The organism is Sporomusa aerivorans, from assembly GCF_041428895.1.
Lineage (GTDB): Bacteria > Bacillota > Negativicutes > Sporomusales > Sporomusaceae > Sporomusa > Sporomusa aerivorans.
Genome location: NZ_CP156926.1, coordinates 3,522,170 through 3,542,112 on the forward strand (window position 1 = coordinate 3,522,170; position 19,943 = coordinate 3,542,112).

The 19,943-nt window shown below is 47.0% G+C and carries 21 protein-coding genes; 20 read left to right on the forward strand and 1 reads right to left on the reverse strand.

The annotated features are described in order from the left end of the window. The first annotated feature begins 27 nt into the window (after nt 1–27). The 16 genes from SATMO3_RS16825 to pyrR all read left to right on the forward strand — a co-directional run bounded on the left by SATMO3_RS16825 (nt 28) and on the right by pyrR (nt 12,594). On the forward strand, nt 28–699 hold the full coding sequence (locus SATMO3_RS16825) for a YggS family pyridoxal phosphate-dependent enzyme (RefSeq protein ID WP_371370896.1): 672 nt from the start codon (nt 28–30) through the stop codon (nt 697–699). A gap of 16 nt (nt 700–715) precedes the next feature. Then, a complete protein-coding gene (locus tag SATMO3_RS16830) occupies nt 716–1,165 on the forward strand; it encodes a cell division protein SepF (RefSeq protein ID WP_371370897.1) in 450 nt (149 codons plus the stop codon). A 37-nt stretch (nt 1,166–1,202) separates the two neighbouring features. Next, complete coding sequence (gene proC / locus SATMO3_RS16835; protein ID WP_371370899.1) at nt 1,203–2,015, forward strand: pyrroline-5-carboxylate reductase; 813 nt, start codon at nt 1,203–1,205, stop codon at nt 2,013–2,015. Further along, entirely contained in the window at nt 2,015–2,809 is a 795-nt protein-coding gene (locus tag SATMO3_RS16840) for an RNA-binding protein (RefSeq protein ID WP_371370900.1), read from the forward strand. The genes proC and SATMO3_RS16840 overlap by 1 nt, the downstream gene beginning before the upstream one ends. 22 nt (nt 2,810–2,831) lie before the next feature. After that, nucleotides 2,832–3,284 carry a DivIVA domain-containing protein gene (locus SATMO3_RS16845; protein ID WP_371370901.1) on the forward strand — a complete coding sequence of 151 codons (453 nt, stop codon included), beginning with the start codon at nt 2,832–2,834 and terminating at the stop codon, nt 3,282–3,284. After that, complete coding sequence (locus tag SATMO3_RS16850; protein WP_371370902.1) at nt 3,274–3,597, forward strand: DUF167 domain-containing protein; 324 nt, start codon at nt 3,274–3,276, stop codon at nt 3,595–3,597. Before SATMO3_RS16845 ends, SATMO3_RS16850 begins: the two co-directional genes overlap by 11 nt. A 301-nt stretch (nt 3,598–3,898) precedes the next feature. Then, on the forward strand, nt 3,899–6,691 hold the full coding sequence (ileS, locus tag SATMO3_RS16855) for an isoleucine--tRNA ligase (protein ID WP_371370903.1): 2,793 nt from the start codon (nt 3,899–3,901) through the stop codon (nt 6,689–6,691). A gap of 76 nt (nt 6,692–6,767) precedes the next feature. Beyond that, nucleotides 6,768–7,094, forward strand: coding sequence for a DUF5665 domain-containing protein (locus SATMO3_RS16860; RefSeq protein ID WP_371370904.1), 327 nt, complete (start codon nt 6,768–6,770; stop codon nt 7,092–7,094). Nucleotides 7,095–7,116: 22 nt separating this feature from the next. Continuing rightward, nucleotides 7,117–7,644 carry a nitroreductase family protein gene (locus SATMO3_RS16865; RefSeq protein WP_371370905.1) on the forward strand — a complete coding sequence of 176 codons (528 nt, stop codon included), beginning with the start codon at nt 7,117–7,119 and terminating at the stop codon, nt 7,642–7,644. Nucleotides 7,645–7,658: 14 nt separating this feature from the next. Then, nucleotides 7,659–8,333, forward strand: coding sequence for a TraR/DksA C4-type zinc finger protein (locus SATMO3_RS16870; RefSeq protein ID WP_371370906.1), 675 nt, complete (start codon nt 7,659–7,661; stop codon nt 8,331–8,333). Between the two features lie 158 nt (nt 8,334–8,491). Continuing rightward, nucleotides 8,492–9,196 carry a TVP38/TMEM64 family protein gene (locus SATMO3_RS16875; protein ID WP_371370907.1) on the forward strand — a complete coding sequence of 235 codons (705 nt, stop codon included), beginning with the start codon at nt 8,492–8,494 and terminating at the stop codon, nt 9,194–9,196. 103 nt (nt 9,197–9,299) lie between these two features. Continuing rightward, nucleotides 9,300–9,623: a hypothetical protein gene (locus SATMO3_RS16880; protein WP_371370908.1), complete on the forward strand. Its 324-nt coding sequence runs from the start codon at nt 9,300–9,302 to the stop codon at nt 9,621–9,623. A gap of 41 nt (nt 9,624–9,664) precedes the next feature. Further along, entirely contained in the window at nt 9,665–10,465 is an 801-nt protein-coding gene (locus SATMO3_RS16885; RefSeq protein WP_371370909.1) for an IS3 family transposase, read from the forward strand. A 129-nt stretch (nt 10,466–10,594) separates the two neighbouring features. After that, nucleotides 10,595–11,059 (forward strand): signal peptidase II, encoded by a 465-nt coding sequence (gene lspA / locus SATMO3_RS16890; RefSeq protein WP_371370910.1) that lies wholly within the window; start codon nt 10,595–10,597, stop codon nt 11,057–11,059. 25 nt (nt 11,060–11,084) lie between these two features. Further along, nucleotides 11,085–12,029, forward strand: coding sequence for an RluA family pseudouridine synthase (locus SATMO3_RS16895; RefSeq protein WP_371381733.1), 945 nt, complete (start codon nt 11,085–11,087; stop codon nt 12,027–12,029). 1 nt (nt 12,030) lies between these two features. Then, nucleotides 12,031–12,594 (forward strand): bifunctional pyr operon transcriptional regulator/uracil phosphoribosyltransferase PyrR, encoded by a 564-nt coding sequence (gene pyrR, locus SATMO3_RS16900; RefSeq protein ID WP_371370911.1) that lies wholly within the window; start codon nt 12,031–12,033, stop codon nt 12,592–12,594. Here pyrR and SATMO3_RS16905 read toward each other — a convergent pair. Beyond that, entirely contained in the window at nt 12,581–14,335 is a 1,755-nt protein-coding gene (locus SATMO3_RS16905) for an NFACT family protein (protein WP_371370912.1), read from the reverse strand. The two genes, pyrR and SATMO3_RS16905, sit on opposite strands and share 14 nt — an antisense overlap. Nucleotides 14,336–14,483: 148 nt before the next feature. Between SATMO3_RS16905 and SATMO3_RS16910 the strand changes: the two genes are divergently transcribed. The 4 genes from SATMO3_RS16910 to SATMO3_RS16925 all read left to right on the forward strand — a co-directional run bounded on the left by SATMO3_RS16910 (nt 14,484) and on the right by SATMO3_RS16925 (nt 19,933). Beyond that, nucleotides 14,484–17,240 (forward strand): calcium-transporting P-type ATPase, PMR1-type, encoded by a 2,757-nt coding sequence (locus SATMO3_RS16910; protein ID WP_371370913.1) that lies wholly within the window; start codon nt 14,484–14,486, stop codon nt 17,238–17,240. A 23-nt stretch (nt 17,241–17,263) separates the two neighbouring features. Beyond that, nucleotides 17,264–18,097: a diaminopimelate epimerase gene (gene dapF / locus SATMO3_RS16915; protein WP_371370914.1), complete on the forward strand. Its 834-nt coding sequence runs from the start codon at nt 17,264–17,266 to the stop codon at nt 18,095–18,097. A gap of 206 nt (nt 18,098–18,303) precedes the next feature. Further along, complete coding sequence (locus SATMO3_RS16920; RefSeq protein ID WP_371370915.1) at nt 18,304–18,906, forward strand: hypothetical protein; 603 nt, start codon at nt 18,304–18,306, stop codon at nt 18,904–18,906. 142 nt (nt 18,907–19,048) lie between these two features. Then, entirely contained in the window at nt 19,049–19,933 is an 885-nt protein-coding gene (locus SATMO3_RS16925) for a YicC/YloC family endoribonuclease (protein ID WP_371370916.1), read from the forward strand. Nucleotides 19,934–19,943: the final 10 nt, after the last annotated feature.

The window sequence follows — 19,943 nt, forward strand, 5'->3', positions numbered from 1 at the left end:
ATAAACTATTAGAATGGAGGATGTGCCATGTCTATAGTTCAAAATATCGCGGAAATCAAAAAAAAAATAGATATCAACAAGGTGAAGCTGGTTGCTGTCACCAAGAATCATAGCGCTACCGCCATGCTGGAGGCAATTGCCGCCGGAGTCACGTCAGTTGGCGAAAACCGGGTCCAGGAAATGCTGCTAAAACATCCGGAAATACTGGCTGCCGGCAAACAGGTTGAATGGCATCTTATCGGCCACCTGCAGACCAACAAAGTTCGCCAGGCCGTACCGCTTGCCGATCTTATTCACTCGGTTGACAGCGAGCGTTTGGCAGTCGAAATAAATAAGGCGGCAGGCAAGCTGGGTAAGCGTCAGGATGTATTGCTGCAAGTCAATGTTGCCGACGAAGAAAGCAAGTTTGGCATAGAACCGGGACAAGCCCTGCAGCTGGCAAAACAGCTCAGCCAGCTTGAGCATGTTCGGTTATGTGGACTTATGACAATTGCTCCTTATGCGGAAGATCCCGAGACTGCTCGCCCAGTATTCAGGGAATTTTATCAGTTGTTTGGAGAACTTAAGTCACTACAGCTGGCAAATACTGATATTCGCTGGTTATCCATGGGCATGACAAATGATTATCTGGTTGCCGTTGAAGAAGGCGCCAACATGGTTCGTATAGGCACAGGAATATTTGGTTCGCGTCAATATTAAAGGAGGAGAAATTAGTATGAAGTTCATGGACAAAGTGTGGGGCAGCATAGGTTTGTTCGAGCCATCTGAACAAGAGGACGAGCGTCCAAAAATAGAAGAAGATTTTAAAAACAAACCTAAAAATAATAATAACGTTGTTTCCTTGCCGACAGCCCCCCATAACCAACAATCACAGTCCAAACAAGTAAAAGTTATGGTGGTTGAGCCTTTTTCATTCGATGACGCCCAGCATGTCGCCGATTATCTCAAGAGCCGGAAGCCTGTTGTCGTTAATCTGGAAAGTACGGAACCTGAGATTGCCAAGCGCATGATTGATTTCATTAGCGGGACAACTTATGCCCTGAACGGTCAAATTCAAAAGGTTGGCAACAATATTTTTCTATGCGCACCCAACAATGTTGATGTAGCTTATAGTCCGCGCGAAGATGTCAGTGACAAGACATTACTGCCCTGGATTAATAAATAGTTTCAAAAAATAGCGTGGCTTACCTGACGGAGGAATTATGCTAACAAACAAAAAAATTGGCTTTATTGGCGGCGGCGCCATGGCAGAAGCTCTCATGCGGGGCATGCTGAATGCAGGCCTGGTTGTACCGTCCCAGTTAACCGTAAGTGATCTTACTGCAAAGCGTCTTGACTATCTGCACAGCACTTTTGGTGTGTCAACAACCACCGACAGCCAAGAGATAGCCAAGCAATCCGATATTTTATTCCTGACAGTAAAACCCCAGGTTATTGGGTCTGTTATTGATACGATTGCACCGGTGGTTGGTAAAACAACGGTGCTGGTTTCGGTAGCCGCCGGTGTTACCATTGCGACTTTTCAGGGAAAAATGCCCGGGGTTCCCATCATCCGCGTAATGCCCAACACACCTGTTGCGGTAGGTGAGGGTATGTCGGCTATGGCCCTGGGCAAATATGCTACCAGTGCCGTAAGTGAACCGGTGGCACAGGTGTTTGCCTCAGTCGGTCAAGTAGTCACGGTCAGTGAAGAGGCTATGGATGCCGTTACCGGCCTGTCCGGCAGTGGACCGGCCTATGCCTTTGTTTTAATTGACGCCTTAACTGACGCCGGCGTTCGTGTTGGCTTTTCCCGCCAAACCGCAGTTCTGTTAGCCGCTCAAACTCTTCTGGGCGCAGCTAAGATGGTACTGGAAACAGGCCAGCATCCGGCCCAGCTCCGGGATATGGTAACTTCCCCTGGCGGCACAGCCATTACCGGTGTCCATGTCCTGGAGCAAAATGGCGTGAGAGCGGCGTTGATAGATGCCGTTGTTGCTGCCACTAACCGATCCCGGGAGATGGGGAGACGATAATGAGCGAAAGGGAAAAAATTCTGCGCTACTACCGTTCGTCAGGCGATGCTGAACTTGCGGCGAAACTACTGGATCTGGCCGAAATGGCTCTCAGGAGCCGCAAGTATAAAGTAAGTGAATTTCTCGATCCTTACGGATTAAGTATAGCAGAAACCATTGTTGCCCATTATGACAGTTTGGCGCTTGAAACCAACGGTGGTTTTACCGGTGCGGAAAGAAGCAAGGCAGCTTTTATTGACAAGGACTTTCTCGACTATGCCGGCTCACTCGATTTTAGTCTGGCGGCGGTTCTTTTAAGTTGGGACAGCCGTTATTATCGCCTGTCGCATCGAGATGTGCTGGGCGCCCTTATGGGCCAGGGAATTAAGCGTGAAGTCCTCGGTGACATTATTATAGCTGGCGAGCAGTGTTATGTTGTCGCTGACGCAAGTATAGCGTCATATCTTGCTCAAAATATGACGGAAGTCGGTCAGGCATCTGTTTCAGTATCCCAGGCTGAACTCGACGCAATACCGGCAAAAGAAGAAAAAGTCAAGGAAATCCGTGCAACTGTGGCGTCACTGCGGCTGGATGCCGTAGCCGCCTCCGGCTTTGGCATGTCCCGCACCAGAATGGCCGAGGACATTGCCGCCGCCAAAGTTAAGATAAACTGGCAGGAAGCCAAAAGCTCCTCGCAGGCCGTAAAAGCGGGGGATGTCATCTCCATGCGCGGCCGCGGCCGGGTAGAGATTATTGAAATTCCCGGCCAGACGAAAAAAGGACGCTATAGTATTCTACTCAGACGATTTATATAAAAATATGAGGGTGGGGAGTTATATGCTTACACCGTTAGAAATTCACAACAAAGAATTTAAACGCAGCTTTCGCGGCTACAATGAAGAAGAGGTCGATGAGTTTCTCGACAGGGTCATTAAAGATTATGAAACTCTATACCGGGAAAACATGGATTTAAAAGAAACCATTGAACGTCTTAACAGTAAGCTTGAGCATTATCAGCATATGGAAAACACGCTGCACAGCACACTGGTTATAGCCCAGGAAACAGCGGAAGAGGTCAAGCTCAACGCAAAAAAAGAAACTGAGCTAATTATGAAGGAAGCTGAGATCCGTGCCCAGAAACTGATTGAGGAAGCGCTGGCCAAAGTGCGCAAACTAACTGGTGAATACGAAGAACTGCAAAAACAGTCCCAAGTATTTCGCACCCGGCTGCGCACATTACTGCAAGCACAGATGGAGATGCTAAATACTGCCGAAGAAGATGGAAACTAGTCCTGGCGAACGCCTGAGCACTCTTGATATTAAAGTTTTGCCGGACGGGATTTCTGTCCGTGTGCGCGTTCAGCCGCGCGCAAGCAAAAATGCAGTCGCCGGAATCATGGGCAACTGCCTCAAGATCAATCTGACTTCTCCACCGGTGGATGGTGAAGCAAATGCCGCTTGCCTGGCCTTTATAGCCGGGCTAATGCATTTGCCCAAAAGCGCCGTCAGTATTACCAGTGGTCAAACCAACCGTCAGAAGGTCATCAAGCTCACAGGCCTGGACAAAAATATTTTTTTGACTCATTTATCTGCCTATATTTGACTTTAGTCGGCAATCATGTATAATATATTGCGTACATACATGAGAATATTGTATCGGTAATGACGGAGACTGGCCTTGGCGGCAGTTTACAGCGAACCAGGATATGGTGGAAGCCTGGTAACCAAACTCAAGGCTATTCATCGCTCCCGAACTGCGGACTGAAAAAAGAGTAAGCCCCGCCGTTTAACGCCCGTTATCGCGTTGTAAGTGACTTTTAAAGTCAATAGGGTGGTACCACGGGAAACAAGTCTCTCGTCCCTTGCGGGGATGAGAGTTTTTTATTTTTATGGAGGTGCTGATTTTGGATTATAGTAAAACACTTAATTTGCCGCAGACTGATTTTCCGATGCGCGCTAATCTCCCTGACAGGGAACCAAAAATGCTTGAATACTGGCAAGAACAACAGATTTACGCCAAAAAGCTCGCCCAAAGCAAAGGCAAAACTAAATTTATATTGCATGACGGACCGCCCTATGCCAACGGCAATATTCATATTGGTACAGCCTTAAATAAGATTCTCAAGGATATCATTGTGAAATACAAGTCGCTGCGCGGCTTTGACGCACCATATGTACCGGGTTGGGATACCCACGGCCTGCCGATTGAGCACGCGGCCATTAAAATTCTTGGCCTTAACCGTCATGAGCTTGATCCCCTGGATTTACGCCGGGAGTGCAAACAATATGCCCTCAAATGTTTAGATATGCAAAGGGAAGATTTTAAACGTCTCGGTGTTGCCGGCGACTGGGAAAATCCATATGTAACACTGTACCCGGAATATGAAGCCAAACAGATTGAGGTTTTTGGCAATATGGCCAAAAAAGGCCATATTTATAAAGGTTTAAAATCAGTTTACTGGTGTACTTCCTGTGAGACGGCGCTGGCGGAAGCCGAAATTGAATACGCCGAAAAAAAATCTCACTCCATTTTTGTCAAGTTTCCGTTAACCGACGACAAAGGTAACCTGCCGGTAGGCGTTGACCGTGAAAAGGTGTATGCCGTTATTTGGACGACTACACCCTGGACGATTCCTGCCAATGTTGCTATCTGTGTGCATCCGGAAATTGAGTACGCCTGGGTGGAAATAGGTGATGAAATTTACCTTATGGCTACCGAACTGATAGAATCTGTCGTGACTGCCAATAAATTAGGTGAATTTACTATATTATCGACCATGAAAGGCGCCGCCATTGAAGGCATTGTCTTTAACCACCCGTTCTTTGAACGCGAATCGCCCATTATTCTAGGCGATCATGTTACGCTGGAGGCCGGTACCGGTTGCGTTCATACAGCCCCCGGGCATGGCCAGGAGGACTTTGAGGTTGGCATGAAGTACGGTTTGCCGGTTATTAATCCGGTAGACCCCAGTGGTAAATTCACAGCTGAGGCTGGCAAATTTGAAGGTCTAAACGTAGCCGACGGCAACGTACCGGTCATCAAAGAATTAGCGGCTCTCGGTCTCTTACTGGGTAAAAGTTCGATCAAACACCAGTATGCTCACTGCTGGCGCTGCAAAAACCCTATTATTTACCGTGCCACCGAACAGTGGTTTGCTTCGGTCGACGGCTTTAGGGCCGAAGCTCTGAAAGCTATTGCTGAGGAAGTCCAATGGATACCCAGCTGGGGTGAGGACCGGATTCATAATATGGTAGCCGACCGCCAGGATTGGTGCATTTCCAGGCAGCGGGTATGGGGCGTGCCTATTCCGATTTTCTACTGCACCAAATGCAACGAGCATATAATTAATGACACAACTATTTCCGCGGTTGCCGACCTTTTCCACCGCGAAGGTTCCAATGCCTGGTGGGCTAAAAAGGCAGAGGAAATTCTTCCGCAGGGCTTCAGTTGCCCGCATTGCGGTCACGGCGAATTCCGCAAGGAAACTGACATTATGGATGTCTGGTTCGACAGTGGGTCCAGTCACGCAGCCGTGCTTGAACAGCGCGCGGAACTCCACTGGCCGGCTGAACTCTATCTGGAAGGCAGTGACCAGCATCGCGGCTGGTTCCAGTCCTCGCTTTTAACTTCCATCGCCACGCGCGGCAAGGCCCCTTATAAGGCAGTGTTAACCCATGGTTTTGTAGTTGACGGTGAAGGCCGTAAAATGTCCAAATCCATTGGCAATACAATTTATCCACAGGAAGTTATAAAACAATACGGGGCCGATATCCTGCGCTTGTGGGTGGCGTCAGCCGATTACAAGGCCGATATCCGCATTTCCAATGATATTCTAAAACAACTGGCGGAAGTATACCGAAAAATTCGTAATACATTCCGCTACATTCTGGGTAATCTGCATGATTTTAACCCGGCGACCGATAAAGTACCGTATGATCAGTTGCTGGAAATTGACCGTTGGGCTCTCATGCGGCTGGAGCAAGTCCGGGCTAAAGTAACACAGGCCTATGAAGACTATGAGTTTCATTTGCTTTACCATACAGTACACAACTTCTGCGCCGTCGATCTAAGCGCCATTTACCTGGATATCCTCAAAGACCGGGTATATACGGCGCTGCCGGCTTCAACAGAACGCCGGGCCGCGCAAACAGCCATGTTTGAAATTTTAAATACGCTGGTTGCGGTGGTTGCACCGGTACTGACCTTTACCTCTGAAGAAGTATGGCAATACATGCCGCAGGAAGAGGGCCGGCCGGAAAGCGTACAATTAGCGGACTGGCCGCAAGCCAAACCGGAATACCTGGATGCGGCCCTGGAAGCAAAATGGGATAAAATTTTGGCGCTGCGCAGCGAAATCACAAAAGCATTGGAAACTGCCCGCCGCAACAAGGTAATCGGTCACTCGCTGGATGCGGCTGTTACCCTGTACGCCGCCGGCGAGGAATTAGCCTCACTTTCGGCAGTCAAAAATGATTTAGCCACAATACTCATTGTGTCTGACGCAGTTCTATCAGATCAATTTGCACAAGCTCCCGGTGATGCCTACCGTGCCGAGAACATGCAGCTGGCTGTTGCGGTTGCTCCGGCACACGGCGTAAAATGTGAACGTTGCTGGATTTATAGCCCGACAGTGAACCAGGACTCTGAGCATCCTGCTCTGTGCCAACGGTGCGCTACTGTAGTAAAAAACATGTAAGCACAATAAACCGGGAGTAATTTCCCGGTTTATTTTTATTATTCAGGAAGAATAATAGGGGTGGAGGACTGTTTGAATGGACAATAAAAATCCTGCTAATACTACAAAAACTGACGAGCACCAGCCGGAATTTGCTGCCAAGCAGTTGGAAAGGCTGGTGAACCGTTTAGAGGCCATGCGGGTTGCCGAATATATGGAGCTCTTGGAGCGACCGGCTAGGTTGATTTTTACAAATTTTGTCGCAGGAATTGCCCGCGGTCTGGGTATTGCGATTGGCGCCAGCTTGGTATTTGCATTGGTACTTGCTTTTCTCAAACAGCTAATCCTGCTCAACATTCCGGGAATAGGCGGTTTTATTGCTGATATTGTCCGGTTTGTTGAAACCAAAAGAGGTACTTTCTAATCACAATCTGGGAGGCCGGTATATGACTAAAGACATCTTTGATTGTATTCGTGAAAGCCATAGTATCCGCAACTTTAAATCCGAACAAATTCCCGAACCAACCTTAACCCGAATTCTTGAGGCCGGTAACATGGCGCCAAGCGCGGGTAACCTGCAGCCCTGGTATTTCTATGTGGTACAAGATTCAGCCGTGAAAGAAAAATTGGCAGCTGCGGCCTTTGAACAAGAGCAAATCACAGACTCACCCACCGTGATTGTAGTTGCAGCCGATCCCGCCCGCTCCAATGAACGTTATGGCGAACGGGGCGCTCAGCTATATTGCCTCCAGGATACAGCCGCAGCCACACAGAATATTTTGCTGGCAGCGGAAGGCCTGGGTATCGGCGCATGCTGGGTAGGAGCTTTTGATGAAGTAAAAGTGGCAGAAGCAGTTAAAGCTCCTCCTCGTCTTAGGGCAGTGGCTATGATCTGCCTTGGCTACAGTGATGAACAGCCCAAACAATATAAAGAACGTCTGCGCCTAAGTGAAGTCACCAAATTTATTCACTGACAGGAGGGCTTAGCTTGCACGCAAAACAAATACGAAATTTTAAAGCCCGGCTTGAAGCCAAAAAAAGTGATTTGGTGAAAACAATCCTGCAGCTTGAGGATAATGGTCTCCGCTCAGCCGTAGCCAATACCACAGGCGAATTAAGCACCTATGACAACCATCCTGCTGACATGGGCAGTGAAACCTTTGAACGCAGTAAAGATCTTGGTCTAAAAGATAACGAACGCGTACTTTTGAGCAGTGTCGAGCGCGCCCTGGAGAAAATTCATCATGGGTCTTATGGCCGCTGTGACCGCTGCGGCGGCGAAATATCCTTTGAGCGGCTTGACGCTTTACCGTGGGCTACTGAATGTATCAAATGCCAGCAGGGATCAGAGCAAACCGATGTTACGCCCCGCCCCCTGGAAGAAGAGACATTGGAACCGCCGTTTCACAGAAGTTTTTTGGATTCGGCCAGCTTTGAGTTTGTAGGTTATGATGGCGAAGATGCCTTGCAGGACGCATTGCGCTACGGCAGTTCCGACTCGCCTCAGGATATTCCAGGCTCTTATGATTATAAAGCCTTGTTTCCTAACAGTAACGAGCACCAGGGTATTGTTGACCTTGCCGACACCATTCCCAACCAGCCTGGCAGTACCAGCCGCCATGCAAAAAACCGAAGAAAGCAGGCAGAACAAACCGGGCGTTAATCGTCCGGTTTGTTCTATTTGCAGGATTTTATCTCTATCATGTCAAACTAGTAATCAGACAAAAACTGGGTATACTAATCAGGTTGCTGTAAACCACTGACTGTCATAACGACAGGTGAATACTATGTATTGAGTAATTGGTAGCAGGAGGTGGCTCAATGCCCAGTTCGGAATCCAAAAACATTTTTTGGGCCAAAACTGTTTTTTTAGGCTTTATCATCGCCGCTTATTTCTGCTTACCGGGAGTGCAGCAATTTGCTTACGATGGTTTTTCCTATTTGCGAAGTCGAGATTTCGAAGGCTTGCGCCAGTTCATTCTTGCTTACGGTTTTTGGGCGCCTTTGACAAGCATTGCCCTTATGACACTGCAATCCCTGGTGCCGCTGGTACCCGGCGTCATCATCACGATTACCAATGCCTGGATCTTTGGCTGGAAGTACGGAGCTTTCTATTCCTGGACCGGAGCTCTTTTAGGCGCCGCTTTGGATTTTGGCATTGCCCGCTGGTACGGCAGGCCGGTAGTGGAGCGTTTTGTCAGTATAAGATACTTAAATCTCACTGATGCTTTTTTTAAACGGCATGGCGTGATGGCCATCTTCATTACAAGACTGACGCCAATTATTCCTTTTAAAGTGATTAGCTATGGCGCCGGGCTGACCAAACTAACCCTCTGTCAATTTGCCATCGCCACTGCCATCGGTCAAACACCGGCTATTTTACTGTACTCAGTATTAGGCCAGAATTTGTTTCATAATTTCAAATCGGTGGCCGCCATCACATCCATACTCATTGTCGCCGGCTCATTGGTGTATTACTACCGTGAGGATATTGAACGCTATTTTATTCCGGCGAAAGAAAAGTAAGAAGCGCAGCAAAATAGTCTGAACCCATGAGTTGGGACAAAAGAGAAAGAAGCACCTCTTATGTCGTATAGTAAAACTATATTACATGAGAGGTGTATTATTTATGGCAAAAAAGGTCCATTATCCACCTGAAGTAAAATGGAATGCAATTAACATGAAACTAGCTGGTTGCAGTAAATGTGAGATTATGAGGGTTTTAGGAATTAAGAATGATACACAGATAGAAAGGTGGATGGGATGGTATCGAAATGGTGAAACTCATCGTTTTCACCAACCTGTAGGAAAGCAATACACGTACAATAAGGGGATTGAGGAATTATCAGAAGTTGAACGCCTAAAACTTAGAGTTGCGCAGCTTGAAATGCACAATGAACTTCTGGGAAAGTTGAATGGGATCTTAGGAAAATCACAAGAAAGCAACTCGTAGAGATTATTGAATCGTTCAAAAGTAAATACCCGATTCGAGATGTGCTAACCTTTCTTGAGATCCCCAAAAGTAACTACTACCGCTGGAAGAATAAACCTGATGATGAATATGAGTGTAAATTGATAGATCGGATTGAAGAAATTTGTAGTAAGCATAAAAGGCGCTACGGATATCGGCGAGTTACTGCAGTGTTAAGAACTGAGTTTCATCTAAACGTTAACCATAAGCGTGTAAGACGTATTATGGCAAAAAACAATCTTCAAGCTAAAATCCGTCGTAAAAAATTCATTCACTTCAAGCCGGCTGTGATCGTTAAGAAAGCGGACTTAGTCCAACGACAGTTTAAAGCAGATGAGCCAAATAGAAAATGGTATACCGATGTTTCAACAATTACCGACGGCGAAACCAATTTGTATCTTTCGGCCATTATTGATGGGCTTAATAATGAGATAATTAGTAGCGTAATTGGCTCATCACCTAATTTGGAGCTTGCTTTTGAAACGGTAAATCAGGCTGTCCAAGGCCGAACTATAGACAAAGTTATTCTTCATTCAGATCAAGGTGGATTATATACATCTCCAAGGTTTCAGGAGTTTGTAAAAGAAAAGAACATTATCCAAAGCATGTCCCAAGTGGGTGTATGCTATGACAATGTTCTCATCGAGTCATTCTTCTCACATTTGAAGACAGAAGCCCTCTACTCTCAAGATTTCGACGCGACCAACGAACAAATCATTGAGATAGTGGAAGAATACATCTATTATTATAACAATGAACGGCTGCAATTAAAATTAAATAAGCTGCCCCCGATTAAATATCGAGAGCAGCTACATACGGCATAAGGCTTCTTTTAAGGATTCCCACTTTGGGGGTTCAGACTAAAATAGCTGCGCTTCTTTACGTTTGGAAAAAAATCCGGTATCATGTTATCATAGCTCATATATTGGATTTGCGGATAGGAGAGAAGATTGGTGCCGATATTATTACTAGCAGCCGTAACTATTGCTGTAATCGTTATTGATCAATGGTCAAAACAGTATATTCAGGCTCATATGTTGCCTGGCATGTCGCTACCGGTAATTAGCAATGTGTTTCACATCACATATGTGCTGAACCCGGGCGCCGCTTTTGGAATATTGGAGAACCAGCGAATGTTTTTTATTGTCATTGCTCTCTTTATGCTGGCGTTAAGCGGTTACTTTTTTTACCGCATCAGCGCAACTTTCCGTCTCCTGCGCCTGGGCATCAGTCTTTTGGCCGGCGGAGCCATTGGCAATGTCATTGACCGCGTTCAGACCGGCTATGTAGTGGATTTTTTTGATTTTCGGGTCTGGCCGGTGTTTAACATAGCCGATATTGCCATTGTTACCGGGGTTGGCTGTGTTGTTTACAGTCTTTTATTTCTGCCATTTCCCCAGGAGCATCAAACAAAATGAATGATAGGATGATATCGTGGAACAAATGAAAAAGAAACCAAATTCTTCTGTAATTTTTGAGACTACGGGTGAGGAGCAGGGTATGAGGCTGGATGTGCTGTTAACCGGACGCTTTCCCGAACTTTCCCGCTCTCATTTACAAAAAATCATTGCTGAAGGTCTGGTTGCAGTAAATGGCAGACAAGTAAAGGCCAACTATAAAGCTCAGGCGAACGAAACAATCAACATCATATTTCCGGAGGCCAAGCCTGTGGAAATATGTGCTGAAGATATTCCGCTTGACATACTTTACGAAGACGCCGATATTATTGTCATTAATAAACCTCGTGGTATGGTGGTTCACCCGGCGGCAGGCAATTACGCCGGCACACTGGTCAACGCGCTTTTAGAACATTGCCGGGATTTGTCCGGCATCAACGGGGAAATTCGCCCCGGTATTGTTCACCGGCTGGACAAAGATACCTCAGGGGTCATGGTAGCCGCAAAAAACGACCGTGCTCACCTTAATTTGGCTGAGCAAATTAAAGCCCGCACGGCCAGCCGCAAGTATCTGGCGATAGTTCACGGCATTATTGCCGAAGAGCAGGGGATTATTAATGCACCAATCGGCCGCCATGCTTCCGATCGAAAAAAAATGGCCGTTACTTTTAGTAACAGTAAGGAAGCCATCACCCGCTTCCGGGTTTTAGAACGCTTCGTCAACTATACTCTGGTTGAATGCAGGCTGCAAACAGGCCGTACTCATCAAATCAGAGTCCACATGCAGTATATTGGCCACCCGGTCGTAGGCGACCCAAAGTACGGACCTGAGAAAAAAAGGTTTACTATAAAAGGCCAGGCGCTGCATTCTGCCGAACTGTCCCTTAAGCATCCGGTAACGGGCGAGGATTTATTGTTCATTGCGCCATTGCCGCCTGATATGGCGGCTATTATAGAACAATTAGCGGCGTCAAAAAGAGAGGAGAAATAGTATGGCAAGACATGTTAATATGATCGATAAAGCTATAATTATGGATGACCAGGCAATTAAAAGGGCCCTTACCCGCGTAGCGCACGAGATCGTTGAACGCAACAAGGGCGTTGGCGATGTGGTCCTTGTCGGCATAAGAACCCGCGGTGTTCCTTTGGCACAACGCATTGCCGAAGAAATAAAACGTATTGAAGGGGTTGAATTGCCTGTAGGAGTTCTGGATATTACCTTGTATCGTGATGACTTGTCGACACTGGCCTATCAGCCGATAGTCCATGAAACACAAATTCCGTTTTCTATCAATGATAAAAAAGTAGTGCTGGTAGATGATGTATTATTTACCGGCCGCACGGTCAGGGCAGCCCTTGATGCTATTATGGATATCGGCCGGCCTTCGGCCATCCAGCTGGCTGTTTTGATAGACCGCGGGCATCGAGAACTGCCAATCCGGGCTGACTATGTAGGCAAAAATGTACCCACATCAGGCAAAGAAATAGTCAGCGTTCAGCTGACTTTGACCGACGAATCCGAACAAGTTGTAATAAAGGAATTTACCGGAGAGTAAGCAAGTTGGCGACCATACCGGTATCAGGCGTTACATATACAGTGTTCTGGTGATCATAAATGACAAACCCTGGTTTTGCGCCGGAAGGTTTGCGTACGTGACGGCGTCTGGTATAATCGACCGGCACATTGGCAGACTGCCGGGCTTTACTAAAATGAGCCGCCAGTTGAGCGGCCTCATGTATAGCCTGCTCGGAAATATCCCGGTTGTCCCGTCTGATTATAACATGCGAACCCGGTATATCCTTGGTGTGCAGCCATAGGTCATCCGGCCCGGCCTGTTTGAAAGTAACCCAGTCATTCTGGCGGTTATTCCTGCCAATACTTATTATAAAACCATCCGTCGTTTTAAACGACAGAGGAGCCGACTGCGCAGCAGGCAACCGACGTTTGCCTGCTGCCTTTATGTAGCCGGCGTCAATTAATTCCTGTTTGATTTCATTCACGTCCGCGCCAGTCTCTGCATGGTATAGAGCTACTGCAATACTTTCAAGATAAGTAATACCCTGCTGGCACTCCGCCAGTTGACAGGCCAAATGCTCCGCCGCGCGCTTGGCCTTATTATATTTGGCATAATACTGCTGCGCATTCTCAAGTGGTGACAGCAGCGGTTCGAGCCGGATAGCAACCAGCGCACCCGGTTGCTCACTAAATATGTCGGCTAATACCTCTTCAGAACTACCCGGGGCCAAGTTATATAGATTGGCCATCAGAATATCGCCATATTTACGCAGCAGGTCGGCGTTTTCCGCCTGGCTTAATTCTTCTGTCAGGACGGTCTCTTTACGAGTCAGTTTACTTAATTCGGCAGCCACCAGTTTTGTAAGTAATTCTTTTTCCGGCAACGGCGGTCGGCCCTTAAAACTGTCAAAAAAGGCTACGGCAGCGCTCATAGTAGGAAAGAACTGAAAGGTATGGTGTCCTAAATGTTCGGGCTTAAATGCAGCCAAAGCCAGCGGGCGATCTGCACCTTCCACAACGACGGTAGCTACCACCTGGCCGTCTACTAGCGGCTGGGAGATGCTTGCCACCGCCTCTGCCAGTGCGTCAAAATCAGTAATGTCAAGGTTACCTAGCAGGATATCCGGCGAAAAGCCGGCTCGCCAGATTATTTCTTTTGCCGATAACGGTCCAAGACCGATGCCGGCGGCAATAATAGCTTTAAGCAGGGGCATATCCGGCGGCGATGCCAGCAGTTGTTCTGCAAAAGCGGCCGGTTTAGCAGATAAAATATTAATGCGGTCCTGTCCGGGCGGATAGATATATTCTTTGCCAGGCAATACCTGCCGGTGGCGGCTTAACTGAAAACCCACCCGGCGGATGGCGTCAGTAATTACGTTATCCTGAGTGAGGATAATGTTGCTGTGTTTACCCATAATCTCGATAATCAGCCGTTTGGTTATAATGATGCCACGCTCACCGCGAACATCGATATTAATATTTACAATCCGGTCCAGACTATGCTGTTCAATACCGGCAATCCGCCCGTCCTCCAGGTGTTTTCTAAGCAGCATACAAAAATTTGGCGCCACGGCCGGATTCTCGGGTGTATCTATTGTCAGCAGCAATTTGGGCCGCTCCGGATTGGCAGAAATGTAGAGCCGCAAATTTTCTCCCGGCTGGCGTACCCATAGTAAAAGGGAGTACGAATCAGGTTGAAACACTTTATCAATCCGCCCGCCGGTTAAAGCTCTATTAAGTTCGTGCACCAAAGGGGCAAGCGACAGTCCATCGATATTCATGGTGTACCTCCATAAGCTAAACACTGAAATAATGTGCCAATAGTATAACACTCCTGGCATTTATCGGTCAAACCCGGTCTAATTCCCCCCGTGCCGGAATAACATGGTTAATAGGCAAATTTAAAACGCATGTTAGCGAGGTGGCTGCATGGACAGGGAAAAATGGTATGCACGTACGCCGGATGAAGTGGTTCAATTCTGGCAAACAAGTTTTAACGACGGCTTGACATCAACTGAGGTAAAAACCAGGTTAGATAAATTTGGATTTAATGAGCTGGCTGAAAAAGAAAAAGTTGCCTGGTGGCGTCGTTTTTTAGCTCAGTTTCAGGACTTCATGGTGCTGGTGCTCTTGGGCGCCACCTTAATTTCGGCCCTATTAGGCGAATACGCTGATGCGATAACCATCCTGACAATTGTCCTGATGAATGCCTTATTGGGGTTTGTACAGGAATACAGGGCGGAACAATCGTTAGCAGCCCTAAAAAAGTTAGCTTCACCGACAGCCAGGGTTGTTAGAAACGGTATGGTTCAACAAATACCGGCCAGGGAACTGGTCCCTGGTGATATTCTTATCCTGGAGGCAGGAGATAAACTGGCGGCAGACGGGCGACTAATCGATGTACATAATATGGAGGTAGAAGAAGCTGCCTTGACCGGGGAATCACTGCCTGTCCGTAAGGTAGCTGACCGCAGGTTCAGTGAAGATGTGTCACTGGGTGATCGTAAAAACATGGTGTATGCCGGTACCAGCATTGTTCGCGGCCGTGGGCGGGCAGTTGTTTGCGCCTCAGGTATGGCAACCGAGGTGGGGCAGATTGCCGGTATGATTCAGACATCGGTTGAAGAGGCCACACCGCTTGAGAAACGGTTAGAGCACCTGGGAAAATGGCTGGTATGGGGTTGCCTGGCTATCTGCCTGATTGTCGTCATTACCGGTGTAGCAAAAGGTGAGTCGCTATTTTTGATGTGCATGGCCGGAATCAGTCTGGCCGTTGCCGCCATTCCGGAAGGCCTGCCGGCTATTGTCACTGTTGCCCTGGCCTTAGGTGTGCAACGTATGATTAAACAGCGTGCTATCATTCGAAAGCTGCCGGCTGTGGAAACTTTGGGCTGCACCACGGTAATCTGCTCGGACAAAACCGGTACTCTTACGCAAAATGCTATGACTGTCCGGCAGATTTTTGCTGATAATAATCATTATGAAGTGACCGGAACGGGATATGATATTAAAGGAAATATCCTGCTGAATCAGCAGCAAGTAGATATAAGTAAGGATAAATCGCTGGAACAGTGTCTGACTGTCGGCGCGCTCTGCAATAATAGTGCTTTAAAGCAAAATAATATTACAATTACAGGCATCTGGCGCGATAAAACGGAAACCAGCTGGTCAATAGACGGGGATCCCACCGAAGGCGCTATTATTGTGGCTGCGGCCAAGGTAGATATCTGGCAGGCTGAAATCGAGAAAAAACTCAGACGTGTGGGCGAGAATCCGTTTGAATCAGAACGCCGCCGTATGTCAGTTGTATACCGGGATGCCAATAATAATAATATTCTCTATTGCAAAGGCGCACCGGACACAATTCTGGATTTGTGCCGGTATTACCATACGGCAGCAGGGCCAACCTCGCTTACGGCCGACCATATTGGGAAAATTAACGCCCAGAATGAGCAGATGGCGTCCCAGGCACTTAGGGTGCTGGCAGTTGCTTATCGCCGGCTGACCCCTGCCCAGGCTAATAATTTAGATGAATCGGCTGAAAAGGAGTTAGTTTTCACCGGTCTGATCGGGATGATTGATCCACCGCGGGAAGAAGTCAAAGCTTCCATTGTCCTGTGCCGGGAAGCAGGTATTAAAACCGTTATGATAACCGGTGATCATAAAAACACTGCGATTGCTATTGCCCAGGAGTTAAACATTTTTAAGGAGAGCCACCATAAGGCCCTGACCGGCAAAGAACTCGACGCCATGAGCGAAAACCAGTTAGATGCTATAGTCAACAGTGTCACCGTATATGCCCGGGTATCACCGGCCCATAAACTCAGAATTGTCCGGGCGCTTAAACGGCAGGGGCATATTGTCGCTATGACGGGAGATGGCGTAAATGATGCGCCGGCAATAAAGGAAGCCGATATCGGTGTGGCTATGGGCCTTACTGGTACCGATGTCACCAAAGAAGCATCGGCTATGGTTCTGGCCGATGACAATTTTGCCACTATAGTTGCCGCCGTAGAGGAAGGCAGGGGCATATATGAAAATATCAGAAAATTCATCAGGTATCTATTGTCCTGCAATATTGGCGAAGTACTTACCATGTTTCTTGCCGCTTTGCTGGGATTGCCCATGCCGCTAATGCCGGTACAAATCCTCTGGGTCAATCTGGTAACTGACGGTCTGCCTGCTATGGCACTGGGTATTGACCCCAATGATCCCAATATCATGCGGCGGCCGCCGCGACATCCGGCGGAAAGCGTTTTTTCCCGCGGTCTGATCCGGAAAATTATCGGGCGCGGCGTTCAGATCGGTCTTAGCACACTTTTTGTTTTCAGTGTGGTATACTATTTGCAGGATGATTTGGCGCTGGCACGGACGGCCGCATTTGCCACGCTGGTATACTGCCAGATGTTTCATGTGTTTGATTGCCGCTCAGAGACGACCACAATTTTCGAGCTTAAATTCACGACTAACAAATATTTACTGGCGGCAGTAACTTTCTCAACAATAATGCAGTTGTCGGTAATGTATATTCCCTTTTTAAGCTCCATTTTTGCCACGGTACCGCTTTCCTTGAGCAACTGGGCGCTTGTTCTGACAGTTTCCGGCTGGACTCTCATACTTAATGCCTGCAAACATATCTTCAGACGTCGTCCGGTACGCCGCGCCGCTTTACCACAGAATAAGTAACATGTTACCGTAGGAGGATTATTATGCAGTTTGCTAAATGGCATGGCTTAGGCAATGACTTTGTAATTGTAAATGGAATGAAAGAAGTGGTCGGTGATTACCACAAACAGGCCTTGGCGGTCTGTGACCGAAATTTCGGTATTGGGGCCGACGGACTTGTCGTATTATTACCCTCTGAAATTGCTGATTTTAAGATGCGCATTTTTAATTCAGACGGCAGCGAGGCAGACATGTGCGGCAATGCAACCCGCTGTGTAGCCCGTTACCTTTATGAAAATCAGCTTACTGACAAAACAGTCATCACTCTGGATACGCTGGCAGGAATTATTACACCAGAACTTATATTTGAAAATGGCAGGCTGGTGACTGTCAAAGTCGACATGGGCGAGCCTAAGCTTAAGCGCGGCGCAATTCCTTTGGCCGGCGATCCTCAGGAACAGGCGATAAATATCCCCTTCCTGGTGGAGGGAGAAACCTATCACATAACCAGTTTGTCCATGGGTAATCCGCATTGCATTATTTTTGTTGACGACATTAGGACTGTTAACTTGCCGGTTATCGGGCCAAAAATTGAGACACATATCCTATTCCCCAAAAAAACCAATGTTGAATTCCTGCAAATTGTTGACAGGCATACTATAAGAATGCGAGTCTGGGAACGTGGCGCCGGCATAACCAAGGCTTGCGGCACCGGCGCCAGCGCCGCCCTTGTTGCTTCTGTTCTAAATGGTTATACCGACCGGCAGGCTACCGTCAAACTGGATGGAGGTGACCTATTCATCGAATGGGCCAGTAATAATCATATCTATAAATCGGGACCAGCCGTTGAAGTGTTCCGGGGAAAATACCTGTTGTAGCAGTTAACCGGCTCGGTTGAGCCGGTTTTTTAATCCTGATAGAAAGTATAACTTTCGCCTGGATAAGGGCAACATCGGCTTCCGCTTTCGCCAAAGGCTCGACGCAAGCCGTGTTTTCTTTACAGTTTTAATTCAGAAAAAAAGGAATTCTTTGTTCTTAAGTATAATATTTATACCCGGGATATTTTGTCTTCGGAGGTGTTAGAGTGAAGCTAGTCGCCGGTATTCTTAGCTTAATCATCTGTCTGGCTGTTCCATTGTCAACCTACGCAATCGCTTTGGTAAAAAGAGAGGTTATCCTTGATGCACAAGAGTATGGCATCAAGAATAAGCAAATGGCGCTCACGGACTTTCTGCAGCCATGGCTTGTTTATGAGGAACAGGCTACTATTCTGAATGAAACGACTGAACGCGCTTACCTGTATACGCCTTACCTGCTCCTGGCAAATGACGCCCGTGACAAAGCCAGAAGCAAACAGACTGTACAACTTGCCGATAGTGAAAAAATTCTGTCCGATTACGCTGGTTGTCTTGTTTTCAGTATCACCCTGAATGGTAATAGTGAAAAATTTGCTGATGGCATGCAGGTAGTAATTAAGCAAGATAAAAAATTAATTAAACCCTATCACTCAGTAATCAATCCAGCACTAAAAACGCCCTGGTTCCCTGACCAGCCGCAGTACGCCGCTCATTCCTACTTTTATTTTCGTGACCAGGATTTAATCTTGACCAAACCGATTATCCTCGTTGCGACTACTAAAGACAAATATGAACACCGGTTTAACTTTAACCTGGCTAATTTTAAATAATTGTGATAAATGGAGGATATCTCCATTTTTATTTTTTAGAAAAAGGGATTTAGGATGAGAAAAGCGAAGTAAAAGTAAAAAACTACGGTTAAAATTGTATTATCAGTCCATAATAACATACGCAAAGGAAGGTGCAGTTTTCGTGCTCAAAAGTATGACCGGTTTCGGCCGGGGCGAATACATTGATTCGAATCACCGTATTGTTGTGGAAATCAAAGCGGTCAATCATAGGTATAACGAAATTGTGATACGCATGCCTAAAAACCTTGGCAGCCTGGAGGACAAAATCCGTCGCTGTATCGCGAATACTATTTTGCGCGGCCGGGTGGATGCCTTTATTACAGTGGATGAATACGGTGAAAAGAGAAGAACGGTAAGGGTTGACAAAGAATTAGCGATGGCTTACCATAATGCAATGAGAGAACTAGCTGGCTTACTGGCAATACCGGCCACTGATAACATTTACCACCTATCAAAATATCCTGAGGTTTTGAAAGTGGAAGAGATTGCCGAAGATGTGGAAGAGTTATGGCCCAAACTGGCTTCTGCTATTGAAATTGCCATTAAGAATCTTATGAAAATGCGCGAAACCGAAGGCAATAATATCGAGTCAGACCTCTTACAGCGAGTGGACAAGCTCCATACATATATCGGGGCTATTGAAGAAAGAGCACCGCATATTCTTGTCGAATACCGCGAAAAGCTTTTACAGCGTATGAGGGAATTACTGACCGCCGTATCCGCAGAGCCTGATGAAACCAGACTTCTTCAGGAAACAGCTATTTTCGCTGACAGGACTAATTTCACAGAAGAAATCGTCAGGCTCAAGAGCCACCTGGCACAGTTCCAGTCGGCTGTAAAATCGCCGGACGCCGTTGGACGCAAATTGGATTTTATTGTACAGGAAATCAACAGGGAAACCAATACAATTGCCTCTAAAGCCAACGATTCTTCAATTGCCAATATTGTCGTCGAAATTAAAAGTGAAATTGAGAAGGTCAGAGAGCAAATCCAAAACATAGAGTAATATAGGATGT